This is a genomic window from Streptomyces sp. PKA51, from assembly GCF_057552455.1.
In genome coordinates, this window is sequence record NZ_BAAJPZ010000010.1 from 20,172 (window position 1) to 42,587 (window position 22,416).

The 22,416-nt window shown below is 75.1% G+C and carries 21 protein-coding genes; 10 read left to right on the forward strand and 11 right to left on the reverse strand.

Annotated elements, in window-relative coordinates; all coding sequences use genetic code 11:
• Positions 1-74 precede the first annotated feature (74 nt).
• Positions 75-2,198: a glycogen debranching protein GlgX gene (gene glgX, locus AC27L3_RS16960; RefSeq protein WP_487234849.1), complete on the forward strand. Its 2,124-nt coding sequence runs from the start codon at positions 75-77 to the stop codon at positions 2,196-2,198.
• 30 nt (positions 2,199-2,228) lie between these two features.
• Positions 2,229-4,559 carry a malto-oligosyltrehalose synthase gene (treY, locus tag AC27L3_RS16965; protein ID WP_487234850.1) on the forward strand — a complete coding sequence of 777 codons (2,331 nt, stop codon included), beginning with the start codon at positions 2,229-2,231 and terminating at the stop codon, positions 4,557-4,559.
• An 88-nt stretch (positions 4,560-4,647) separates the two neighbouring features.
• Here treY and AC27L3_RS16970 read toward each other — a convergent pair whose 3' ends face one another.
• Together AC27L3_RS16970 and zapE are read right to left on the reverse strand one after the other, a co-directional pair.
• Positions 4,648-5,520: a polysaccharide deacetylase family protein gene (locus AC27L3_RS16970; RefSeq protein WP_487234851.1), complete on the reverse strand. Its 873-nt coding sequence runs from the start codon at positions 5,518-5,520 to the stop codon at positions 4,648-4,650.
• Between the two features lie 9 nt (positions 5,521-5,529).
• Positions 5,530-6,633: a cell division protein ZapE gene (gene zapE / locus AC27L3_RS16975; protein WP_487234852.1), complete on the reverse strand. Its 1,104-nt coding sequence runs from the start codon at positions 6,631-6,633 to the stop codon at positions 5,530-5,532.
• Positions 6,634-6,706: 73 nt separating this feature from the next.
• Here zapE and AC27L3_RS16980 point away from each other — a divergent pair, with 73 nt between their 5' ends.
• Both AC27L3_RS16980 and AC27L3_RS16985 read left to right on the forward strand, forming a co-directional pair.
• Positions 6,707-7,513: a pyrimidine reductase family protein gene (locus AC27L3_RS16980; protein WP_487234853.1), complete on the forward strand. Its 807-nt coding sequence runs from the start codon at positions 6,707-6,709 to the stop codon at positions 7,511-7,513.
• 160 nt (positions 7,514-7,673) lie between these two features.
• Positions 7,674-8,177 (forward strand): indole-3-glycerol phosphate synthase, encoded by a 504-nt coding sequence (locus AC27L3_RS16985; RefSeq protein ID WP_487234854.1) that lies wholly within the window; start codon positions 7,674-7,676, stop codon positions 8,175-8,177.
• Positions 8,178-8,205: 28 nt separating this feature from the next.
• Here AC27L3_RS16985 and AC27L3_RS16990 read toward each other — a convergent pair whose 3' ends face one another.
• Together AC27L3_RS16990 and AC27L3_RS16995 are read right to left on the reverse strand one after the other, a co-directional pair.
• Entirely contained in the window at positions 8,206-8,889 is a 684-nt protein-coding gene (locus AC27L3_RS16990) for an ABC transporter ATP-binding protein (RefSeq protein WP_487234855.1), read from the reverse strand.
• A complete protein-coding gene (locus AC27L3_RS16995; protein WP_487234856.1) occupies positions 8,886-9,950 on the reverse strand; it encodes an ABC transporter permease in 1,065 nt (354 codons plus the stop codon). The genes AC27L3_RS16990 and AC27L3_RS16995 overlap by 4 nt, the downstream gene beginning before the upstream one ends.
• Before the next feature lie 173 nt (positions 9,951-10,123).
• On the opposite strand from AC27L3_RS16995, the gene AC27L3_RS17000 reads away from it, so the two are divergent.
• The 4 genes from AC27L3_RS17000 to msrB all read left to right on the forward strand — a co-directional run bounded on the left by AC27L3_RS17000 (position 10,124) and on the right by msrB (position 13,901).
• Positions 10,124-11,356 carry a sensor histidine kinase gene (locus AC27L3_RS17000; protein WP_487234857.1) on the forward strand — a complete coding sequence of 411 codons (1,233 nt, stop codon included), beginning with the start codon at positions 10,124-10,126 and terminating at the stop codon, positions 11,354-11,356.
• Positions 11,353-12,012, forward strand: a complete 660-nt coding sequence (locus tag AC27L3_RS17005; protein WP_487234858.1) for a response regulator — start codon at positions 11,353-11,355, stop codon at positions 12,010-12,012. The genes AC27L3_RS17000 and AC27L3_RS17005 overlap by 4 nt, the downstream gene beginning before the upstream one ends.
• A 68-nt stretch (positions 12,013-12,080) precedes the next feature.
• Positions 12,081-13,475, forward strand: a complete 1,395-nt coding sequence (murC, locus tag AC27L3_RS17010; RefSeq protein WP_487234859.1) for a UDP-N-acetylmuramate--L-alanine ligase — start codon at positions 12,081-12,083, stop codon at positions 13,473-13,475.
• 18 nt (positions 13,476-13,493) lie between these two features.
• Positions 13,494-13,901 carry a peptide-methionine (R)-S-oxide reductase MsrB gene (msrB, locus tag AC27L3_RS17015; RefSeq protein WP_487234860.1) on the forward strand — a complete coding sequence of 136 codons (408 nt, stop codon included), beginning with the start codon at positions 13,494-13,496 and terminating at the stop codon, positions 13,899-13,901.
• A 24-nt stretch (positions 13,902-13,925) separates the two neighbouring features.
• Here the strand turns inward: msrB and AC27L3_RS17020 are convergent, their stop codons facing one another.
• The 4 genes from AC27L3_RS17020 to lpdA all read right to left on the reverse strand — a co-directional run bounded on the left by AC27L3_RS17020 (position 13,926) and on the right by lpdA (position 18,516).
• Positions 13,926-14,216, reverse strand: coding sequence for a hypothetical protein (locus tag AC27L3_RS17020; protein WP_487234861.1), 291 nt, complete (start codon positions 14,214-14,216; stop codon positions 13,926-13,928).
• Between the two features lie 39 nt (positions 14,217-14,255).
• Positions 14,256-16,034, reverse strand: coding sequence for a malto-oligosyltrehalose trehalohydrolase (gene treZ / locus AC27L3_RS17025; RefSeq protein WP_487234862.1), 1,779 nt, complete (start codon positions 16,032-16,034; stop codon positions 14,256-14,258).
• Positions 16,035-16,110: 76 nt separating this feature from the next.
• The gene (locus AC27L3_RS17030) at positions 16,111-17,022 is read right to left on the reverse strand and encodes a GNAT family N-acetyltransferase (RefSeq protein WP_487234863.1); all 912 of its coding nucleotides are present in this window, start codon (positions 17,020-17,022) and stop codon (positions 16,111-16,113) included.
• Between the two features lie 78 nt (positions 17,023-17,100).
• Positions 17,101-18,516: a dihydrolipoyl dehydrogenase gene (gene lpdA, locus AC27L3_RS17035; protein ID WP_487234864.1), complete on the reverse strand. Its 1,416-nt coding sequence runs from the start codon at positions 18,514-18,516 to the stop codon at positions 17,101-17,103.
• A gap of 85 nt (positions 18,517-18,601) precedes the next feature.
• Between lpdA and AC27L3_RS17040 the strand changes: the two genes are divergently transcribed.
• On the forward strand, positions 18,602-19,477 hold the full coding sequence (locus AC27L3_RS17040; protein ID WP_487234865.1) for a LysR family transcriptional regulator: 876 nt from the start codon (positions 18,602-18,604) through the stop codon (positions 19,475-19,477).
• A gap of 48 nt (positions 19,478-19,525) precedes the next feature.
• Here the strand turns inward: AC27L3_RS17040 and AC27L3_RS17045 are convergent, their stop codons facing one another.
• Positions 19,526-20,197, reverse strand: a complete 672-nt coding sequence (locus AC27L3_RS17045) for an ABC transporter (protein ID WP_487234866.1) — start codon at positions 20,195-20,197, stop codon at positions 19,526-19,528.
• Positions 20,194-21,021: an ATP-binding cassette domain-containing protein gene (locus tag AC27L3_RS17050; protein ID WP_487234867.1), complete on the reverse strand. Its 828-nt coding sequence runs from the start codon at positions 21,019-21,021 to the stop codon at positions 20,194-20,196. Before AC27L3_RS17050 ends, AC27L3_RS17045 begins: the two co-directional genes overlap by 4 nt.
• A gap of 44 nt (positions 21,022-21,065) precedes the next feature.
• On the opposite strand from AC27L3_RS17050, the gene AC27L3_RS17055 reads away from it, so the two are divergent.
• Positions 21,066-21,782 (forward strand): peptidyl-tRNA hydrolase, encoded by a 717-nt coding sequence (locus AC27L3_RS17055; RefSeq protein WP_487234868.1) that lies wholly within the window; start codon positions 21,066-21,068, stop codon positions 21,780-21,782.
• 29 nt (positions 21,783-21,811) lie between these two features.
• Here AC27L3_RS17055 and AC27L3_RS17060 read toward each other — a convergent pair whose 3' ends face one another.
• Positions 21,812-22,156 carry a MerR family transcriptional regulator gene (locus AC27L3_RS17060; protein WP_487234869.1) on the reverse strand — a complete coding sequence of 115 codons (345 nt, stop codon included), beginning with the start codon at positions 22,154-22,156 and terminating at the stop codon, positions 21,812-21,814.
• Positions 22,157-22,416 lie beyond the last annotated feature (260 nt).

A 22,416-nucleotide genomic window follows, 5' to 3' on the forward strand; every position in this document is an offset into this window, starting at 1 on the left:
CGGCGGGGCGGGGTGCGGCGACGCTTTTGCCGAAGATCTGCGGAAAGGGGCCGCGGGGGTGGAAGACTCACTGCATGCAGGTCTGGCCGGGACAGGCTTATCCACTGGGCGCCACGTACGACGGCGCCGGGACCAATTTCGCGGTGTTCTCCGAGGCCGCGGAGCGGATCGAGTTGTGTCTGCTGCACGAGGACGGCTCGGAGACGGCGGTGGAGCTGAAGGAGTCCGACGCCTTCGTGCGCCACGCGTATCTGCCGGGGGTGATGCCGGGGCAGCGCTACGGCTTCCGGGCGCACGGCCCGTACGAGCCGGGGCGCGGGCAGCGCTGCAACTCCGCGAAGCTGCTGCTGGACCCGTACGCGAAGGCGGTCAGCGGCGCGGTGGACTGGGGCGAGGCGGTGTACGGCTACCGGTTCGGGCGGCCGGAGAAGCGCAATGACATGGACTCGGCGCCGCACATGATGACGTCCGTGGTGGTCAATCCGTACTTCGACTGGGGGGACGACCGCCCGCCGCGCACGGACTACCACCGCACGGTGCTCTACGAGGCGCACGTCAAAGGCCTGACGATGCTTCACCCGGCGCTGCCGCGGGAGGTGCGGGGCACCTATGCGGCGCTGACGCATCCGGCGGTGATCGAGCACCTGACGGAGCTGGGGGTGACGGCGCTCGAACTGATGCCGGTGCATCAGTTCGTCAACGACCACCGGCTGGTGGACGCGGGGCTGTCCAACTACTGGGGTTACAACACGATCGGCTTCTTCGCGCCGCACAACGCCTACGCCTCCTGGGGCGACCGGGGGCAGCAGGTGCTGGAGTTCAAGTCGGCGGTGCGGGCACTGCACGAGGCGGGCATCGAGGTGATCCTCGACGTGGTGTACAACCACACGGCGGAGGGGAACCACCTGGGGCCGACCCTGTCCTTCCGGGGGCTGGACAATGCCTCGTACTACCGGCTGGCGGACGACCCGCGGTACTACATGGACACCACCGGCACCGGGAACTCGCTGCTGATGCGCAGCCCCCATGTGCTGCAGCTCATCATGGACTCGCTGCGCTACTGGGTGACCGAGATGCGGGTGGACGGCTTCCGCTTCGATCTGGCGGCGACGCTGGCCCGGCAGTTCCACGAGGTGGACCGGCTCTCCTCGTTCTTCGACCTGGTGCAGCAGGATCCGGTGGTCAGCCAGGTGAAGCTGATCGCCGAGCCGTGGGACGTGGGCGAGGGCGGCTACCAGGTGGGCAACTTCCCGCCGCTGTGGACCGAGTGGAACGGCAAGTTCCGCGACACCGTGCGGGACCTGTGGCGCGGCGAGCCGGCGACCCTCGCGGAATTCGGCTCGCGGCTGACCGGCTCCTCCGACCTCTACCAGGACGACGGCCGGCGCCCGCTGGCCTCCGTCAACTTCGTCACCTGCCACGACGGGTTCACCCTGCACGACCTGGTCGCGTACAACGACAAGCACAACGAGGCCAACGGCGAGAACAACCAGGACGGCGAGGGCTACAACCGCTCCTGGAACTGCGGCGTCGAGGGCCCCACCGACGATGCGGACGTGCTCGCCCTGCGCGAGCGGCAGATGCGCAACTTCATCGCCACCCTGATGGTCTCGCAGGGCGTGCCCATGCTCAGCCACGGCGACGAGTTCGCCCGCACCCAGCACGGCAACAACAACGCCTACTGCCAGGACAGCGAGCTGTCGTGGGTGCACTGGCCGGACCCGCACGACGGGGCGGACGCACTGGCGCGGCGGATGCTGGAGTTCACCCGCGCCATGGTCCGCCTCCGCCGGGAGCACCCCGTCTTCCGGCGCCGCCGCTTCTTCCACGGCCGGCCGGCCCAGGGCACCCACGACGACCTGTCCGACATCGCCTGGTTCACCCCGGACGGGGAGGCGATGCAGGACGGCGACTGGCAGGTCGCCCACGCCCGGTCCCTGACGGTCTTCCTCAACGGCGGGGCCATCTCCGAGCCCGGACCGCGCGGCGAGCCCATCCTGGACGACTCCTTCCTGCTGATGTTCAACGCGCACGACCAGCCGCTCGACTTCACCGCCCCCGTCGACCACGGCCGGCAGTGGCAGATCGTCGTCGACACCGCCCGCGCCGAGGCCACCGCCCCCGGCCCCAAGGTGCAGGCCGGCGACCGGCTGAGCGTCGCCGGGCGCAGCCTGGTGATCCTGCAGCGCCCGGCCTGAGCCGCACCCGATCCGGGTACATACGTTCTTGTGAAGCGGAAGAGCTGCGCACCACCGACGGCCACCTACCGGCTGCAGCTGCAGCCGGCCTTCCCCTTCGCGGCGGCCGAGCGCGCCGTGCCGCGAATCGCCGGGCTGGGCGTCTCCCACCTGCACCTCTCCCCCGTCCTGGAGGCCGTCCCCGGCTCCACCCACGGGTACGACGTCGTCGACCACACGCGGGTGCGCGAGGAGCTCGGCGGCGAGGAGGGGCTGCGCGCCCTGGCCCGTACCGCCCGGGCGCACGGGCTGGGCCTGGTGGTGGACATCGTGCCCAACCACATGGCCGTGCCCGCCCCCGAGCACCTCAACGGCCCCCTGTGGCAGGTGCTGCGCGACGGGCCCGCCTCCCCCTGCGCCCGCTGGTTCGACATCGACTGGGCCGAGCACGGCGGCAAGGTGCTGCTGCCGGTCCTCGCCGGGCGGCTCGGCGAGGAGCTGGAGCGCTTCACCGTCGACGACGGCGTGCTGCGCCACGGCGAGCACGCCTTCCCCCTGCGGCCGGGCACCGAGCGCCTGCCCCTGCCCGAGCTGCTCGACGCCCAGTGGTACCGGCCCGCCTGGTGGCGGCTGGGCCGTACCGAGCTGAACTACCGGCGGTTCTTCACCGTCTGTGACCTCATCGCCGTCCGCGTCGAGGACCCCGAGGTCTTCGCCGCCACCCACGCCACCGTGCTGCGCCTGCTGGACGAGGGCGTCGTCGACGGGCTGCGCGTCGACCACCCCGACGGGCTCGCCGACCCGGCCGGCTATCTCGCCCGGCTCGACGACGCCACCGGCGGCCGGTGGACGGTGGTGGAGAAGATCCTCGCCCACGACGAGCACCTGCCGGCCGGCTGGCCCGTCGCCGGCACCACCGGTTACGACGCCCTGCGCCACCTCGACGGGCTCTTCACCGACCCCGAGGGCGCCCGCGACCTCGCCGGCGCCTACCGCGCCTTCACCGCCTGCCCACCCGACCGGGGCGGCGACTGGCCCGCCACCGTGCGGCGCGCCGCCTACCGGGTGATCACCCACGAGCTCGCCGCCGAGGCCGAACGGCTCGTGCGCACCGCGCTGCGCCTGTGCGAGGGCGACCACCGGCTGCGCGACCACGCCCCCTGGGCCATACGCACCGCGCTGCGCGAGATCCTCGTCCGCCTGCCCGTCTACCGGCCCTACGCGCTGCCCGGCCGGCCCCCGGTCCCCTCCGACGCCGCCCTGCTGGAGGCGGCCGCGCAGGAAGCCCGGGGCGCCTTCGGCGTCCCGGAGGAGGCCGCCGCCGTCGAACTCGTGCGCGATGCCGCCCTCGGCCGCCTCGGCGACGGCCCCGACCAGCGCGACTTCTGCGCCCGCTTCGCCCAGACCGCCTCCGCCCTGCGCGCCAAATCCGTCGAGGACACCGCCTTCTACCGCTATGTGCCCCTGCTCTCGGCCAACGAGGTCGGCGGCAGCCCCGACCGCCCCTGCGTCACCCCCGAGGAGTTCCACGCCTTCTGCGCCCGGCTGCAGCACGACTGGCCGGCCACCGCAACGGTGCTGACCACCCACGACACCAAGCGCAGCGCGGACGTGCGCGCCCGGATCGCCGCACTCACCGCCCACCCGCGCGCGTGGGCGGACCTGATGGAGCGGCTGTGGGCGGCCGTCCCCGGCCCCGACCCGCACGTGGCCTGGACCGCCTGGCAGACCGCCTTCGGGCTGGGCACCGCCGACGCGGAGCGACTGGTCCCGGCCGTGCTGAAGAGCGTGCGCGAGGCGGCCCTGCTGACGACGTGGACGGAGCCGGACGCGGCGTACGAGGAAGCGGTGCGCACCTTCGTCGCCACCGGGCCCGGCGGCCCCGCCCACGCCGAGCTCGCCCCCTTGACCCGGGCGACCGCACCGGCGGTACGGGCGCACGTGCTGGGGGCGGCCCTGCTGCACCTGACGATGCCGGGAGTGCCGGACGTGTACATGGGCACCGAGCGGGTGTACGCGGCGCTCGTCGACCCGGACAACCGGCGACCGCCACGGTTCGACGAGCCGGCGCCCACCGGGCTGTCCGCGCAGAAGCTGCACCTGACCCGCACGGCACTGCGGCTGCGCCGGGCTCACCCGCAGTGGTTCGGCCCGGAGTCGACGTACGAGCCCCTGCCGGCACCGGACCACGTGGTGGCCTTCACCCGGGCGGGAGCGGTGATCGCGGCGGCGGTCCGCCTGCCGCACCGGGCGGCGGCGCAGGCGGGGGAAACGGCCCTTCCCCTGCCGAAGGGCGAGTGGCGGGACGTACTGAGCGGGCGCACGCACGAGGGCTCGGTACGGCTGGACGAGTCGGTGGCGTTGCTGGTGCGGGGCGGATAACCCCGCGGGCGGCCGGGACGTCAGCCGGTGAAGACCTGGTAGCGGAAGGCAGGCAGGGGCATGGGGACTCCTTCTGTCGGCCAGAGGGTCAGGGGCGGGCCAGGAGGTCCGAGATGCGTACCAGTTCGTAGCCGCGCGCCCGCAGTTCCGGTACGACGCGTCGTACCGCCTCCTCCGTCGTCGGGGCCGCGCTGCGGGTGCAGTGCATGACGACGACCGAGCCCGGTTTCACCTGGGAGAGCACCTGGTCGGCCACCGGGCCCGCGTGCTTGGCGAATGCGTCCCCGCTCACCACGTCCCACTGGACGGCCGTCACCTTCGCCGGTGCCAGTTCCTTGAGCGTCGCCGCGTCGTGGCAGCCGCCGGGGAAGCGGAAGTACGGCACCACGTGCTCGACCCCCGCTCGCCGGAAGGCGTCGAACGCGCGGCGGACGTCGGTGACGGCCGTGCCGTGCGGGACGGCCGGCAGGCCGTAGCAGGGCTGGGTGAAGGCGTGGTGGCTGTAGGAGTGGTTGGCGACCTCGAAGAGCGGGTCGGCGCCCATCGCCCGGGCCTGGTCGGGGTACTGCTCCGCCCACCGGCCGGTCATGAAGACGGTGGCGGGCACCTTCAGTTGCCGCAGTGTCGCGATCAGTTCGGGGTTGTCGAAGTGTTCGCCGCGCGCCGCGCGCGGGCCCTGATCGGCCGTCATGTCGGCGTCGAAGGTCAGCGCCACGCGCTTGGCACCGTCCCGGCGCCCGTGCGCGAAGACGGGGGTGGCGCCGTCCGGCCCGGGCGGCAGCATGGGGGCGGCGGACGGTGCCGGGGACGGCGCCGCGGGCGAGGAGACGCCGCCCTGGGCGGAGGGAGCCGCCGCCGGCTTCCCCGGCGGCGTCCCGCCGCCACAGGCCGTCAGCGCGCAGCCGAGCACGACCGCGGCGAGCGCGGAGCGGAAAAGGGTACGGGAGCAGGGCAGCGGCACGGGGGAACGCTACCCCTCGGCCAGCCCCTTCGCGTCACGGGCCAGGGCGGTCAGCCGGGAGATGGCCCGGAAGTACTTCTTGCGGTAGCCGCCCTCCAGCATGTCCTTGCCGAACAGCTCGTCGAAGGGGCGGCCCGAGGCCAGCACCGGGATCTCGCGGTCGTAGAGCCGGTCGGCGAGGACGACCAGGCGCAGCGCCGTGGACTGGTCGGGCACCGGCTCGACGCCGGTCAGGCACACGGCCCGGATCCCGTCGCACATGGCGCCGTACCGGCTGGGGTGCACCTTGGAGAGGTGGTCCAGCAGGTCGGTGAAGGAGTCGAGGGAGGCGCCGGGGGTGGCGTGGGCGACCCGCTCGACGGTGGCGTCGTCGTAGGGGGCGGGGGCCTGGGGCAGGCCGCGGTGGCGGTAGTCCTCGCCGTCGATGCGCAGGGGGCGGAAGTGGGCGGACAGGCCCTGGATCTCGCGCAGGAAGTCGGCGGCGGCGAAGCGGCCCTCGCCGAGCTTGCCCGGCAGGGTGTTGGAGGTGGCGGCGAGCGCGACGCCGGCGTCGACGAGCTTGCCCAGCAGCGTGGAGACCAGGACGGTGTCGCCCGGGTCGTCCAGCTCGAATTCGTCGATGCACAGCAGCTTGTGCCCGCCCAGGGTCTGCACGGTCTGCTGGAAGCCGAGCGCGCCGACGAGATTGGTGAGCTCGACGAACGTGCCGAACGCCTTCTGCTCGCGAGGGGCGGGGGTGGCGTGCCAGAGGGAGGCCAGCAGGTGGGTCTTGCCGACGCCGTAGCCGCCGTCGAGGTAGACGCCGCGCGGGCCGGCGGGCGCGGCGGCCCTGGCCTCGCGGCGGAACCAGCGCTTGCGGCCGCTGCCGCCGGCGGCGGCGCCCAGGCCCGCGGCGAAGCCGCTCAGCGTGGCGACGGCCTCGGTCTGGCTGGGCTGCTTGGGGTCGGGGATGTACGTGTCGAAGCGCACGGCGTCGAAGCGCGGCGGCGGCACCATCTCGGCGACCAGGCGGTCGGCGGGGACGTGCGGGGCGCGCGAGGTCAGCGCGACGGGCTGTCCGGCCACGGCGTCGGTGCCTATGGAGCCGGTGGACGGTGCGGTGGAGGTCGACACAGCCGTCCAGCCTAGCCCGCGGCAGGGGGGAGGGGCGGTCCCGCACGGGGCGAGCCGTGTCACACTGCCGCCTATGCGACGCCTGTTCCCGTACCCCGTCAGCCCCGCCGACCTCGAGGACCGCGAGTGGGGGCTGGACGAGCTGGCCGACCTGTACGCCTATCCGGAGCACGGCGGCGGGGGCCCGTGGCTGCGGGCCAACATGGTCTCGTCCCTGGACGGGGCCGCCCACCACGAGGGCCGCTCGCAGCCGCTGTCCTCCGCGGCCGACATGCGGATCTTCGGCACTCTGCGCGGGCTCGCGGACGCGGTCGTGGTCGGCGCCGAGACCGTACGCCAGGAGGGCTACCGGCCCGCCCGGGCCCGGGAGGCGTTCGCCGCGCGCCGGGCCGCGCTCGGGCAGGGGCCCGCGCCGGTGATCGCCGTGGTGAGCGCGGGGCTCGCCCTGGACTTCACGCTGCCGCTGTTCACCTCCCCGCTGGTGCCCACCGTCGTGCTCACGGGCGCGGCCGCCCCGGCGGAGCGCGTGGCCGCCGCGCGCGCGGCGGGTGCCGAGGTGGTCGTGGCGGGCGAGGGGCGCGAGGTGGACGCCGCGCGCGTACCGGCCCTGCTGGCCGAGCGGGGCCTGACCCGGCTGCTCACCGAGGGCGGCCCCCGGCTGCTGGGGCAGTTCGCCTCGGCCGGAGTACTGGACGAGATGTGCCTGTCGCTGGCACCGATGGTGGCCACCGGCACGGCACCCCGGATCATGGCGGGACCGCCGCTGGCGGTGCCGGCGCGGTTCTCGCTGGAATCGATGCTGGAGGACGCCGGCTTCCTGTTCACCCGCTACCGCGCGCTCCCCGATCACGGGGAGGGTCATGGCTCGGCAAGGATCTGACAATAGACGGAATTTCTCGTTCCGCTTCTCTTCCGGCGGGCAGAATTGAGTCAGACACTCCCCTGAGGGCACAGCATCAAAACAGGCGTGCTCCCGGGGAGCACGCGCAGGATGGGTTCTGTAGGGGCCCGGTGGCCCATGGAGAAGAAGGGCTCCCACCGTGTTCACGAGCGTACTGATGATCGAGCAGCCACTGTCGGCGGCGGATGTCGAATTCGTCACGACCCTCCATGACGACGACCTGTCCTTCGTCGTCCTCATGCGCCCCAGAGGCGACGAGGACCGGCTGCTGCGCGCCATCGACGACGTCGCCCTCGGCGAGCTGGAGCGCGCCCTGCACGAGGCCGACGAACCGGAGGGCGAGGCCGCCCTTCGCCCAGCGGCCCTCGCCCTGGAACACTCCCTGCGCCGCCTGCGCGACGCCGGATGCGAGGCGGTGGGCCAGATCATCGACGGGCACCCGCTGGACCTGCTGCGCTCCGTGGTGGAGCAGACGCATGCCGACGAGGTCATCGTGCTGACCGCTCCGCACCTGGTGGAGGAGTTCTTCCACCGCGACTGGGCGTCGCGGGCGCGGCACAAGGTGGGGGTGCCGGTGCTGAAGCTGTACGCGCATGCGGACGGGGAGCCGGAGGCGGAGGCGGAGACGCCTGCGGCGGGCTGATCCCGGGGCTCCGCCCCGGACCCGGTCCTCACACGCCGGACGGGCTCAAGAGCCCGTCCGACATGTGCAGCACCCGGTCCGCTCGCCCCAGCAGGCCCGTGTCGTGCGTCACCAGCACCGTCCCCGTGCCGTGCCGGCGTGTCACCGTCGCCAGGAGGTCGGTGATCGCCTCGCCGCGGGCCCGGTCCAGGGCGGAGGTCGGCTCGTCGACGAGCAGCACCGACGGCTGCCCGTACAGGGCCCGCGCGATGTTCACCCGCTGGCGCTCGCCGCCCGACAGCTGGTGGGGGCGGCGCCGCCAGGTGGCGGCGGCCAGGCCCACGGATTCCAGCAGCTCCCGCGCCCGGGGCCGGTCGCGCGGTGCGCCGCGCAGGTGGGCGACTGCCAGGAGTTGTTCCTCGGCGGTCAGGGAGGGCAGCAGGTTGGCCTGCTGGAAGACGATGCCGATGCGGTCGCGCCGCAGGGCGGCCAGGGCCCGTGGGCGCAGTCCGGCCGTGTCGTGGCCGGCCACGACGACCCGGCCGGTGTCGGGGCGCAGCAGGGTGGCCGCCACGGCGAGCAGGCTGGACTTGCCGGAGCCGGACGGTCCGGCGACCGCGACGAGCTCGCCGGCTGCGACGCTCAGGCAGATGTCGTCGAGGGCGGTGAGCCGGCGGCCGCCGTCGCCGTCGGGGTAGGTCAGGGCGACGTTCTCCAGGGTGAGTGCGGTCATCGGGAGGCTCCCAGGGCGATCAGCGGGTCGACGGAGGTGATGCGGCGTACGGCGAGCGCGGAGCCCGCCAGCCCCAGCAGCACCATCGCCCCCACCGGTAGGGCGACCGTGGCCGCCTTCAGTTCGAAGGGCACGGCCGACGCTGCCAGCGCCCCGCCCAGCGCTCCGGCGCCCGCCCCGGTCAGCGCGCCCGCGACCAGCACGGCCGCCGCCTGTCCGAGCGCGTCGCGCACCAGGTAGCCGCTGCTCGCGCCGACGGCCTTGAGCACCGCCACGTCGGGCCGGCGCTGCACCGTCCAGACCGTGAAGAAGGCCCCCACCACCAGCGCGCCGACCACGAAGAGGAAGCCCTGGACCAGGCGCAGCGTCCCGTGCTCGGCCGCGTAGCCGTCGATGCCGTCCAGCGCCTCGGCCCGGGCCACGGCCTTCGTCGTGCGGGCCGCGGCGCCCCCGGGCGTGCCGGGGCCGCCGACCGCGAGGGCGGTGGGCTGTCGCAGGTGGCCGACCTCCTGCCAGGTGGCGGGGGTGGTCCAGACGGTGGGCGCGTGCCCGTACGAGCGGTCGGCCGTGATGCCGGAGACGGTCAGCTCGCGTGTGCCGAGCGTGATCCGGTCGCCCGGGCGCAGGCCGTGGTCGTGGGCGGTGCGCTCCCCGACCGCCACCTGCCCGTCCTGCGGCGCGTGGCCCGCGGTCACGGGCGGGAGCAGCCGTGCGGGCACGCCGAGGACGCTCACGGAGGCCGCCGAGCCGCCGGCCGTCAGCCGGGTCATCGCCACGCCCACCGGCTCCGCCCACCGCACGCCCGGTGCCCGGCGCCAGGCAGCGGCCTGCTGCGCGTCGACCGTGCTGTTGGCGAACGACACCCCGGGCGCGGCCCCCGCCGGGGCGCCGAAGACGATCCGGTCGGCCGGCAGGCGGGCGATCGCGGACGTCGCCTCCCGGGCCAGGCCGTCGGTCAGCCCGTAGAGGAAGACCACCAGCGTGGTGATGAGGGCGACGACCGTGCCCATGAGGGCGAAGCGCCCCCGGGCGAAACGGATGTCACGCAGCGCGACGAACACGACGAGGCACGACCCTTCGAAAGACGACGCCTCCACCCTCGCGCAGGCGCGCGCTCCCGCCATCGGGGCAAGGAGCGGTTCCGCCGCCGTACGTCCGGTGCACACGGAAATCAATCGAACGGTTGATGGGGATGCCGCGAGGGCCCCGTTCACGGCCCCGTACGCTCGATGGGGTGAGCCGAACGAGCCCTTCCGACGTCGTCGCGGACATGCCCGCGCTGCGGCTTGTCCGTCTCGCCCTGCACTGCGCCTTCTACGCCCTGCTGGCCGTCGCCCTCGCGCCCGTCGTCGCCGGCTCCGAGCGCCTGCTCGCCCTGCTGCCGGCCCTGGCGCTGGCGGCCGCGTACGCCGTGGGCGTGGTGCGGCGCGGCGCGCGCCGCCCGGATGCGTGGCTCGCCGTCGTCACCGCCCTGTGGCTGGTGCTGCTGGCCATGGACCGCGGCTTCAGCTACCTGGCCTTCCCGCTGTTCTTCCTGTACCTGCACGCCATGCCGGTGCGCTGGGCGCATCCGGCGATCGCGGCGGCCACCGGGGCCGTCGTGGCCGCCCAGGCGGCCGGCCCCGGCGGGCTGACGGCCGCCAAGGTCGTCGGGCCGGTCGCGGGGGCGGCGGTGGCCATCCTCACCGGGTACGGCTACGCCGTGCTGTACCGGGAGAGCCGCCGGCGGCAGCGGCTCATCGACGACCTCGTGCGCACCCGCGACGAGCTGGCGGCGGCCCAGCGCGAGGCGGGCCGGCTCGCCGAGCGGCAGCGCCTGGCCCGGGAGATCCACGACACCCTGGCCCAGGGCCTGTCCAGCATCGTGCTGCTCGCCCGCGCCGCCGAGACGGCCGGGCCGCAGGGGGCCCTGGAGCGGGTGCGGGAGATCGGCCGCACCGCCTCCGACAACCTCGACGAGGCCCGGCGCTTCGTCGCGGCCCTCACCCCGGCGGCCCTGGAGGACGCCCCGCTGCCCGAGGCCCTGCGGCGGGTGACCGCCCGTACGGTGCCCGGCGCCGTCTTCCGCCTCGACGGCGAGCCGTACCCGCTGCCGGTCGAGACCGAGGTCGCCCTGCTGCGCCTGACGCAGGAGGCGCTCGCCAACGTCGCCCGGCACGCCCGGGCCGAGCATGCGGCGGTGACGCTCGCGTACCTCGACGGGGAGGTTGCCCTGGACGTGTACGACGACGGCGCCGGCTTCGCCCCCGGCGGCGTCCCGGCCCAGGGCCGGCGCACCTTCGGCCTGCACGGCATGCGCGAGCGCATCGCGGAGCTGGGCGGCACCCTGAGCGTCGAGTCCGCCCCGGGCGAGGGCACGGCCATCGCGGCGAGCGTGCCGGCGCCCTCCGGCGGGCGAACCGCCACCAAGGACGGCCACGGCGCGGCGGACCGGCCGGCGCCCGCCCTGCGCAAGGAGGCCGCATGAGCGGCACCACCGGCACCGGCGGCGCCATCGGGGTTCTCCTGGTCGACGACCACCCCGTGGTGCGGCGCGGGCTGCGCGCCATGGTCGACGACCTTCCGGACGTGCAGGCCGTGGGCGAGGCCGGCGACGGCGCCGAGGCGCTGCGGCTGCTCGCCGAGGGCGCGCGCCCGCACGTCGTCCTCATGGACCTGCAGATGGGCGACGGCATGCACGGCGTGGAGGCCACCCGGCGCATCACCGCCCTGCCGTCCCCGCCGGCCGTGCTGATCCTGACCACCTACAGCACCGACGCCGACATCCTGGCCGCCGTCGAGGCCGGCGCCACCGGCTACCTGCTCAAGGACGCCCCGCCCGAGGAGGTCGCGGCCGCCGTCCACGCCGCGGCGCGCGGCGAGACCGTCCTGGCCGCGCCCGTCGCCGCCCGCCTGCTGGGCCGGGTGCGCTCCGGGGGCCGGCCCGCGCTCTCGCCGCGCGAGACGGAGATCCTGGGGCTGGTGGCCGAGGGGCTGCCCAACCGGGCCGTCTCCAAGCGGCTCTTCATCAGCGAGGCCACGGTCAAGACCCACCTGGTGCACATCTACGACAAACTGGGCGTCGACAGCCGTACGGCGGCCGTCGCGGCGGGCCTGGCCGCGGGGCTGATCAGGGCGGTGTGAGGGGCCCGGCCCGCGAGGGTGCAAGAATCCTCGTAGCCACACCGCACACGACCCAGGGAGCACCGCACATGGCACCGGCCGTCCCGGCGACGATGGAACGACCGCACTTCATCGGCATCGGCGGTGCCGGCATGTCGGGCATCGCGAAGATCCTCGCCCAGCGCGGCGCGTCCGTCGCCGGCAGCGACGCCAAGGAGTCGGCGACCGCCGCGGCCCTGCGCGCCCTGGGCGCCACCGTGCACATCGGGCACGCGGCCGGGCACCTGGCGGCCGACGCCACCTGCGTCGTCGTCTCCAGCGCCATCCGCGCCGACAACCCCGAGCTCGCGGCCGCCGCCGAGCGCGGCATCCCCGTCGTGCACCGCTCGGACGCCCTGGCCCGCCTGATGGACGGCCTGCGCCCGATCGCGGTGGCCGGCACGCACGGCAAGACGACCACCACCTCGATGCTGGCCGTCTCCCTGGCCGCGCTCGACCTGGACCCCTCGTACGCGATCGGCGGCGACCTCGACGGCCCGGGCACCAACGCCCGGCACGGCGACGGCGAGATCTTCGTCGCCGAGGCGGACGAGAGCGACCGCAGCTTCCACAAGTACGCGCCCGAGGTCGCGATCATCCTCAACGTGGAGCTCGACCACCACGCGAACTACGCGTCGATGGAGGAGATCTACGACTCCTTCGAGACCTTCGTCGGCCGCGTCCGCCCCGGCGGCACGCTCGTCGTCAGCGCCGACCACGCCGGCGCCCGCGAGCTGACCGCCCGCATCGCCGGCCGGCCCGACCTGCGCGTGGTCACCTACGGCGAGGCCGAGGACGCCGACGTGCGCGTCCTGGACGTCACCCCCCGCGGCCTGACCAGCGAGGTCACCGTCGACCTCAAGGGCAGGCAGCTGACCTTCGGCGTCAGCGTCCCCGGCCGCCACTACGCGCACAACGCCGTGGCCGCGCTCGCCGCGGGCGCCGCCCTCGGCGTCCCGGCGGACGACCTCGCCGCCGCGCTCGGCAAGTTCACCGGCGTCGGCCGCCGCCTGCAGCTCAAGGGCGAGGCCGGCGGGGTGCAGGTCATCGACTCCTACGCCCACCACCCCACCGAGATGACCGCCGACCTGGAGGCCATCCGCGGGGCGGCCGCCGACGCCCGCGTCCTGGTCGTCTTCCAGCCGCACCTGTTCAGCCGCACCCAGGAGCTGGGCACCGAGATGGGACAGGCGCTCGCCCTGGCCGACGCCTCGGTGGTGCTCGACATCTACCCGGCCCGTGAGGACCCGATCCCCGGTGTCACCAGCGACATGATCATCGACGCGGCGCGGCAGGCCGGCGCCGACGTCCGCCCCGAGCACGACATGGCGGCCGCCCCCGGCGTGGTCGCGGGAATGGCCCGGCCCGGCGATCTCGTTCTGACCATGGGGGCGGGCGACGTGACGGACCTCGGTCCGCGGATCCTGGCCCGCCTGGAGAGCTGAGCCGGGAGGACGGACGAGATGCCGTACGAGGTCGACAAGACGGACGAGCAGTGGCGGGCCGAGCTGAGCCCCGAGGAGTACCGGGTGCTCCGCGAGGCCGGCACCGAACCCGCCTTCCGCGGGGAGTACACCGACACCACCACGCCCGGCGTCTACAGCTGCCGGGCGTGCGGGGCGGAGCTGTTCCGCTCCACGGAGAAGTTCGCCAGCCACTGCGGCTGGCCCAGCTTCTTCGACCCCAAGGACTCGGGCGCGGTCGAGCTGCTGGAGGACCGCTCGCACGGCATGGTCCGCACCGAGGTCCGTTGCGCCCGCTGCGGCTCCCACCTCGGGCACGTCTTCGAGGGCGAGGGCTACCCCACGCCCACGGACCAGCGCTACTGCATCAACTCGATCTCCCTGCGCCTGGAGCCGGAACAGGGCTGACGCCCACCGACGGGCCCTGGCCGCCTATCCCAGGGCGGCCAGGCCCTTGCGCAGGTCGTCGGCGTTCATGACGGGGTACAGCTCGACCTCGGCGTCCGCGTTGAGGAAGAACCGTTCGACGACCGAGGGGATCTGTGACGGCTCCTGCAGGTCGAAGACGAGCAGGCAGGTGCGGCCGCCGTCCATCGCCGTGAAGTAGGCGGCCTCGGGCTTGAGCTGCTGGATGAGCTCCTCGATCACCTCCGGCATCGTGCCGTCGCGGATGCTCTCGTTGGAGGCCGCGGTGTCCAGCCGGGCCCTGAGCAGCGTACGCATGACGCCTCACTCCCTTGCGTCACTGGTGCCCACCTCACCTCAAGGGTCCGTCTCCTCGCCGGAGCGGTGCAAGCGCAGCACGGCCGGGGTGTGCGGAGGCAGCCGCAGGGTGCCGTCGGGGGCCGGTGGGGGGACGGGCTGCCAGGCGGCGAGGAGCTCGGCCCCGGCCGCCGCGGGGCCCAGCGGCAGCAGGGCCGGTTCGGCCGAGAGGTTCACCGCCACGTGCACCGGTCCGCGGGCGAAGTGGACGGTGTGCCCGGTGACGTCCAGCGCCTCGTAGTGCCAGCGCGGCTCGGTCAGGGCGGGCTCGCCGCGGCGCAGGGCGATCAGCCGCCGGTACCAGGCGAGCAGGGCCGCGTGCGGTGCGCGGCGGGCCTCGTCCCAGTCCAGGCAGGAGCGCTCGCGGGTGGCCGGGTCCTGGGGGTCGGGTATGGCGTCGGCCGCCCAGCCGTGGGCGGCGAACTCCCGGCGGCGGCCGGTGCGCACGGCCTCGGCCAGCTGCGGGTCGGTGTGGTCGGTGAAGAACTGCCAGGGCGTACGGGCGCCCCACTCCTCGCCCATGAACAGCATCGGGGTGAAGGGCGCGCACAGCACCAGCGTGGCGGCGCAGGCGAGTTGCCCGGGCGTGAGGCGGGCCGCGAGGCGGTCCCCCTGGGCACGGTTGCCGATCTGGTCGTGGGTCTGGGCGTAGCCCAGCAGCCGGTGGGCCGGGGTGGTGCGGGTGTCGAGGGGGCGGCCGTGCGGACGGCCGCGGAAGGACGAGCGGGTGCCGTCGTGGAAGAAGCCGCCGCGCAGGGTCTTGGCGAGGGCGTGCGCGGGGTCGGCGGCGAAGTCGGCGTAGTAGCCCTGGGACTCGCCGGTGAGCGCGGTGTGCAGGGCGTGGTGGAAGTCGTCGTTCCACTGGGCGTGCAGGCCCAGGCCGCCGGCCGGGCGGGGGGTGGTGGTCAGCGGGTCGTTGAGGTCGGACTCGGCGACGAGGAACAGCGGCCGGCCCAGGCGGGCGGCCAGCGCGTCGACGGCGCCGGAGAGTTCGGCGAGGAAGTGCTTCGGGCGCGTGTCGTGCAGGGCGTGGACGGCGTCCAGGCGCAGCCCGTCGAGGCGGTAGTCGCGCAGCCAGGCGAGCGCGCTGCCGGTGAGGTAGGCGCGTACCTCGTCGGAGCCGGGCGCGTCCAGGTTGACGGCGGCGCCCCAGGGGGTGTGGTGGGCGTCGGTGAAGTACGGGCCGTAGGCGGGCAGGTGGTTGCCGGAGGGGCCCAGGTGGTTGTGCACGACGTCCAGGACCACGCCCAGGCCCAGGTCGTGGGCGGCGTCGACGAAGCGCACCAGCCCGTGCGGCCCGCCGTACGGTTCGTGCACGGCCCAGGGCGCCACGCCGTCGTACCCCCAGCCGTGGGTGCCCGGGAAGGGGCACACGGGCATGAGCTCGACGTGGGTGACGCCGAGGTCGGCCAGGTGCGGCAGGCGGGCGGCGGCCGCGGCGAAGGTGCCCTCGGGGGTGAAGGTGCCCACGTGCAGCTCGTAGAGGACGGCCCCGGGCAGCGGGCGGCCGCTCCACCCGCCCGGCCGCTCCCGCCAGGGGAAGCGGCGGACGTCGACGACGGCGCTGAGCCCGTCGGGCCCGTCCGGCTGGCGGCGCGAGCGCGGGTCGGGGCGCACGGGCCCGCCGTCGAGCGCGAAGCCGTAGCGGGTGCCGTCGGCGGCCGGCGCCTCGCTGCGCCACCAGCCGGCGCGGCCGGGATCGCTCTCCATGGCGTACCGGCGGCCGTCGGCCAGCAGGTCCACGGCGCCGGCCCCGGGCGCCCACACCTCGAACAGCACGACGGCTCCCTCCGGCGCCCTGCGACGGCGATCCCCTCCATGGTGCCGCCCGGGACCGGCTTCAGGGAACGCTGCCTCAGGGGACGAGGTCGATGCGCTCCTGCGTGACGGGGTAGCCGGCGCGGGCGAAGGCGGCGGCCATCGGGTGGTTGCCCCGGTCGGTGGCGGCGGCGATCTTCTCGGCGCCGTGGGCGGCCAGGTCGTGGGTGCAGGCGGCGAGCAGGTCGTAGGCGTAGCCGCGGCCGCGGTGCTCGGGGACGACGCCGACGTAGGCGATACAGGGGCTCGCGGGGTTGTGCGCGGGGATGTGCAGGCCGACGACCTCGCCGTCCGGCGTGTGCGCCAGACGCCACCAGGCGCGGGGCGAGGGCATCCAGTCCCAGATCCCCATGGCCTCGTCGAGAGCGGCCTCGATGCCGTGTTCGGCGACGTTCCGGTTGTCGTGGGCATCCAGCGTGCCGTGCATCGTGCGGCGCAGCACCTCGCGGACGACGGCGTCGTCCGGTTCGGGCCGGAAGAGGAGCCGGCCCGGCTGCTCCGGCAGTCCGCAGGACGGCGTCCACTCGTAGCGGTAGCGCTCGACCAGCGGTTTCAGGCCGGCCGCGAGAGCCGCGTCGATGCGGGCCTGCGCGGCGGCCCGTACGTCCGGGTCCTCCCGCCAGCCGGGCGGTACGAGCAGGGCGTACTCGGCGCGGAAGGGGGCGCTGCGCAGCAGCAGGGCGGCGGCGTCCTGCTCGCCGTCGGCGAAGTCGAACCAGTCCAGCGCCTTGGGCGCGGTGTCGTCCGGTCCGCCCCACCAGGCGGCGCGGGCGACGACGGCCCCGTCGCGCAGGGCCACCCACGTCCACTCGGGGCGGTAGTCGCCGCCCTCGTGGCGGGGCAGGTAGCGGTGGCCGAAGGCGGACCGGCCGACGAGGCCGGGGTCGGGCAGGGTGGTGAACAGGGCGGTGTCGTGCTCGGTGAGGGCGCGGACGACCAGGTCGGTCACGGGATTCCTTCCGGTGGGCGGCCCGGTCACGGTAGGGGCGGGCCGCCGCGCGGAGCCACCGGTTTTTCCGGCGGGCCGTCAGGCGCCCTGCTGGTGCAGTCCGCGCCCGGCCAGGGTGAGCATGACCTCGCCCATGGCCTCGGAGAGGGTGGGGTGCGGGTGGATGTGGCGGGCGACGTCGGAGGGTTCGGCCTCCCAGCCGACGACCAGCTGGCTCTCGGCGATCATCTCCGAGACGTGCGGGCCCACCAGGTGCACGCCCAGGACCCGGCCGCCGCGTTCGGCGACGACCTTCACCATGCCGCCCTGCCCGTGGACCATGCCCTTGGCGACGGCGGTCAGCGGCATGGTGGAGCACACCACGTCGTGGCCGAGCGCGCGGGCCCCGTGCTCGGTCAGGCCGACCGAGGCGGTCTGCGGGCTGGAGTACGTCACGCGCGGTACGGCCGGGTAGTCCACCGGGCCGGGGGCCTGCCCGGCGAGTGTCTCGGCGACGAGCAGTCCTTCGGCGAAGGAGGCGTGGGCCAGGCCCGGCGAGGGCGCGGGGAGCAGGTCGCCCACGACATGGATGCCGGGCACGGCCGTCTCCAGGCGGCCCCAGTCGGCCGGGGCGACGAACCCGCGGGCGTCCGTGGCCAGTCCGGCGGCCGCCAGGTCCAGCCCGTCGGTGACCGGCTCGCGCCCGACCGCCACCAGCAGCCGGTCGGCGCGCAGTTCCCGGGCCGTGCCGCGGGCGGTGCGCAGGGTCGCCCGTACGCCGTCCTCGTACGGGCGCACGTCCTCCAGCCGGGCGCCGGTGTGCACCTCGACGCCCCGCTTCTTCAGGCCGCGCGCCAGGTGGCGGCCCACGTCGGCGTCCTCCAGGGGCAACAGCCGGTCGGCCGCCTCCACCAGGGTCACCGCGGAGCCGGTCGAGCGGTGCAGCGAGGCGTACTCGATGCCGATCGCCCCGCCGCCCAGCACCAGCACCGAGCCGGGCAGACCGGGGGCGAACAGCGCGTCGTCGCTGGTGACGACGCGCCGCCCGTCGGGCCGCAGGCCCGGCAGCGGGCGCGGGCGCGAACCGGTGGCCAGCACGATCCCGCGCCGGGCGCGGTACTCCTGTGCCGCCCCGGCCGTGGTGACGCGCACGGTACGGGTGCCGGTGAGGGCGGCGGAGCCGCGGACGACGCGGACGCCGGCGTGGGCGAGGTGGCCCTCGACGCCGCGGTGGTTGCGGCGCACGATGTCGTCGCGGGTCGCCGTCAGGGCGGCCCAGTCGATCCCGTCGAGCCGGGCCCGTACGCCCCAGCGCTCGCGCGCCTCGGCGATCCCGTCGACGAGCTCGGCGGCGTGCAGCATCGCCTTGCTCGGTATGCAGCCGCGGTGCAGGCAGGTGCCGCCCACCAGGTCGCGTTCGGCGAGGACCACCTCCAGGCCCAGGGCCGCGGCGCGCAGGGCGGTGCTGTAGCCGCCCGTGCCGCCGCCGATGACGATGACGTCGGTCTCATGCATGCCCCCACCCTCCGGCCGTCGGGGATCATGAGTCCAACGCAATGTTTCGATCGGTTCGATGAAGGCTGTTCATGGGGGGCCGGCGGTGAGCCTGCGGCAGATGGAATACCTCGTCACGGTGGTCGAGGAGCAGTCGTTCACCCGCGCCGCCGAGCGCCTGAACGTCAGTCAGTCCGCGCTCTCCCACCAGATCAAGGCCCTCGAACGCGAGACCGGTGGCCCGCTGCTGGAACGCCTCGCGCACGGCGTCCGGCCGACCCCCATGGGCCGCGCCTACCTCCCCCACGCCGAACGCGCCGTCCGCAGCGCCGGCCAGGCCAGGCGCGCCGCCCGCGCCGCCGCCGGCGCCGAGGGCGGCGAACTGCACGTCGCCACGCTGCACGCGCTGGCCGTCGGCGTGCTGCCGCCGGTCCTGGCCCGCTGGGGGCGCGAGGTCCCGGGCGTACGGCTGCACCTGCACGAGTACGCGACCACGGAGGATTTGCGCGACGGCGTCGAACGCGGCGTCGCCGACGTCGCCGTCGGCCCCCGGCCGCACGACTGGCCCGGCCCGGTCGTCCCGGTCGGCGAGGAGCACATCGTCGTCGTCACCTGCGCCGACGACCCCCTGACGAGGCGCCCGCACCCCGTCCCCCTCCCCGCCCTCGCCGACCGCCTGTGGGTGCGCTGCGCGCTCGAACCCCTGGTGGAGGGCAGGCGCTGGCTGGACGTGGTGTGCGCACGGGCCGGCTTCACCCCGCGGACGGCACTGGAGACCGAGCACTCCTCGACGGCGGTCCGCATGGCGGCGGCCGGGGTCGGCATCGTCGCGGCCCCGACCCACCTGGCGGCCACGACGCCGGGCACGGCGACGGTCCCGGTCGATGCGGCGTGGCGCCGCGAGCTGGCGGCGTTCACGCGGGTGGAGCTGACGGGGGCGGCGGCACGATTCGTGGAGCTGTCGGCGGAAGCCGTCACCTGATGCCGGCCGGTTCGTGCCCGCCCCGCGGCAGCGCACCGGCGGGACGGCTCACCCCCGGCGTCGGCCGCTCGCCGCGCAGGCGACCGTCGTCGCCGCCGCGGTGACGAGCACCGCGCAGGCCAGTGCCGGCAGCGGCATCCGTACCACCCCGTCGTGGGAGCCGGTGACCAGTCCCGTCACCGCCGCCCTCGCCGGGGAGGCGCCCGCGAACAGCACGGCGAAGACGGTCAGCAACGTCGCCGGCACCGCCCGGCCCGTGCTGCGCAGCAGCGGGCGGTTACACAGGGCTCCTGCGGCCGCGCCGAGCAGGGCGCAGGTCAGGGCCGTGAGCAGGCCCGCGGCCGCCGCCGGCCAGGCCGGCACGGCCACCCGGTGGTCGGCGCTGTGCGGGTCGCCGATCACGGCCACGGCTGCCGTGCCGACCGTGCCCAGGAGCACCGTCGCCCCCAGTGCGGTGAGGACCGCCGCGAGGTGTGCGCGCCGGGGGCCGAGCGCGGCCGCGGCGCAGTCGCGTGCCGCGTCGGGCTCGCCGGTGACGCACACGCGGACCAGCCATGCGCCCACCGGCACCAGGGCCGTGGCCGCCCAGCCGTAGCCGTCGAGGACCGGCTCCCCGGTGCGGACGCCGATGGCGACGAAGGCGGCGTACAGCAGCAGGGGCGGCAGCCACCGGTGCGAGCGCAGCAGGAGAGCGGCCTGATAGCCGATCAGTGCGATCACGGGCGTTCCTTCTCCTCGACCGGCGTCACGCTGCGGATGTGCCACGGCGGCCGGGCCGTCAGGAGGGCGTGCAGCAGCGCGTCGGAGTGTTCGGCGGCGACGGTGAGCCGGTGGCCCTCGGCGTGCGGTGCGCCGGGCAGGGCATCCGGCAGGGCAGCGCCGGGTGGGCCCTGGACCTCCACCCGTACCCGCGGTCGCCGGTCGGACAGGACGGCCGACGGCCGCACCCGGCCGTCGGCCACCTGGTAGGCCGCGTCGGGGCGGCCCGCGAGCCGGTGCGGGTCGTGGTCGACGAAGACGACGGCGGTGCCCTCGGCGACGCGTTCGGTGACCGTGCGGTCGAGGACCGCGCGGGAGGCGGGGTCGAGGCCGGTCCAGGCCTCGTCGAGGACGAGCAGGCCGCCGGGCGGGGCGAGCAGGCCCTGGGCCACGGCGACCTTCTGGCTGCTGCCCTTGGACAGTTCGCCGAGCGGGGTGTCCGCGTACCGCCCGGCGCCCAGGCGTTCGAGCCAGGTGCGGCCGGCCCGCTCGGCCGCACCGCGGCGCAGGCCGTGGACGCGGCCCATGGCGGTGAGGTAGCCGGCGGCCGTGAACGGCAGGGTCGCCGGGAAGCGTTCGGGTACGTACGCGGTGGGCGGCCGGCCGGTGATGCGGCCGGCGCCGGGGGTGTCGATGCCGGCGATCAGGCGGAGCAGGGTGGACTTGCCGCTGCCGTTGGCGCCGTGGATGCGTATCAGCGTTGCCGCCGGCACGTCGAGGTCGACGTCCCGCACGATCCAGGGGCCGCCGGTGCGGTGGCGGCGCCCCACCCCCTGCAGTCTCATGCCCCACACCGTAACTCGCGCGGGCCGGCTGGCAGACTGGAGCGGTGACCGGCACCGATGTCCCCGAGGATCCGCGCGACGACGCCCCGCAGTACGTGCTGCCGCTGGTGGTGCGGATCGAGAAGAGCGCTCCCCCGGCCCGTACCGACGCGTTGCAGACCGCGGCGCGGGCCGTGCTGGTGCTGCTGGCGGACGAGCGGGCGGCCGAGCCCGACGGGGTGTGGGCGCAGGCCGTGCGCGACTGGCAGGACGCCCGGATCCGCAAGGTGGTGCGGCGGGCGCGCGGGGCGGAGTGGCGCAAGGCGTCGGCGCTGCCGGGCATCACGGTGCACGGCGAGGCGACCGAGGTGCGGGTCTTCCCGCCGGTGCCGCTGGACGGCTGGCCCAAGGAGCTCGTCAAGCTGCAGGTCTCGGGCACGGAGCTGGAGGATGCGGACCCGGTGCCCCCGGCGGACCCGCAGCGCCCGGTGCTGTGGCTGAACCCGGCGCTGGAGATGTCGGCGGGCAAGGCGATGGCCCAGGCGGGGCACGGTGCACAGCTGGCGTGGTGGGCGCTGGACGACACGGCGCGCGCCGCGTGGCGCGCGGACGGCTTCGCGCTGTCGGTGCGCACGGCGGATGCGGCCCGGTGGGCGGAGCTGATGACGAGCGGGCTGCCGGTGGTGCACGACGCGGGTTTCACGGAGATCGCGCCCGGGCCGACCGTCGCCGTCGAAGGCGGCGAGCGCTCCTGCCCGCTCCCGCGCCTACGGCGCCCGTAGCCGGGAGCCCGCACCGTCGGCGGCGTTACTCAGGGGGCGCTCTTCGGCTGCGGCTCGGTGCGTTGGGCGCGCAGCTGCTCGTTGATGCGCTGGGCTTCCTCGAGTTGGTCTTCGAGGATGACGATGCGGCAGGCGGCCTCGATCGGGGTGCCCCGGTCGACGAGTTCGCGGGCCCGGGCGGCGATGCGCAGCTGGTAGCGGGAGTAGCGGCGGTGGCCGCCTTCGGAGCGCAGCGGGGTGATCAGGCGGTGTTCGCCGAGGGCGCGGAGGAAGGCGGGGGTGGTGCCGAGCATGTCGGCGGCCCGGCCCATGGTGTAGGCGGGATAGTCGTCGTCGTCGAGGTTGTCGGCGGGGCGGGTACTGCGAGGGGGCATAGACCTCTTCTTCCGCGGGACGCGTCGGGGGGCCCGGGTGCCGTACGGCACCCGGGCCCCGAGCTTTCAACACCATCTACCGGCCTGCTGGGCCGGCCTTCTTCGTCCGCAGGGGCCGCCTGGGAGGGCGGGGCTGCGGGGATCGCGGATACGTGACCGGGGACCACCTTCCAATCGTGGGCCTGCGGTACCCGGGCGGACACCTTTCCTCGCCCGGGCGATCCTGATGGCGCCTGCTCGCTCCTTACTTTCGGTTGCGC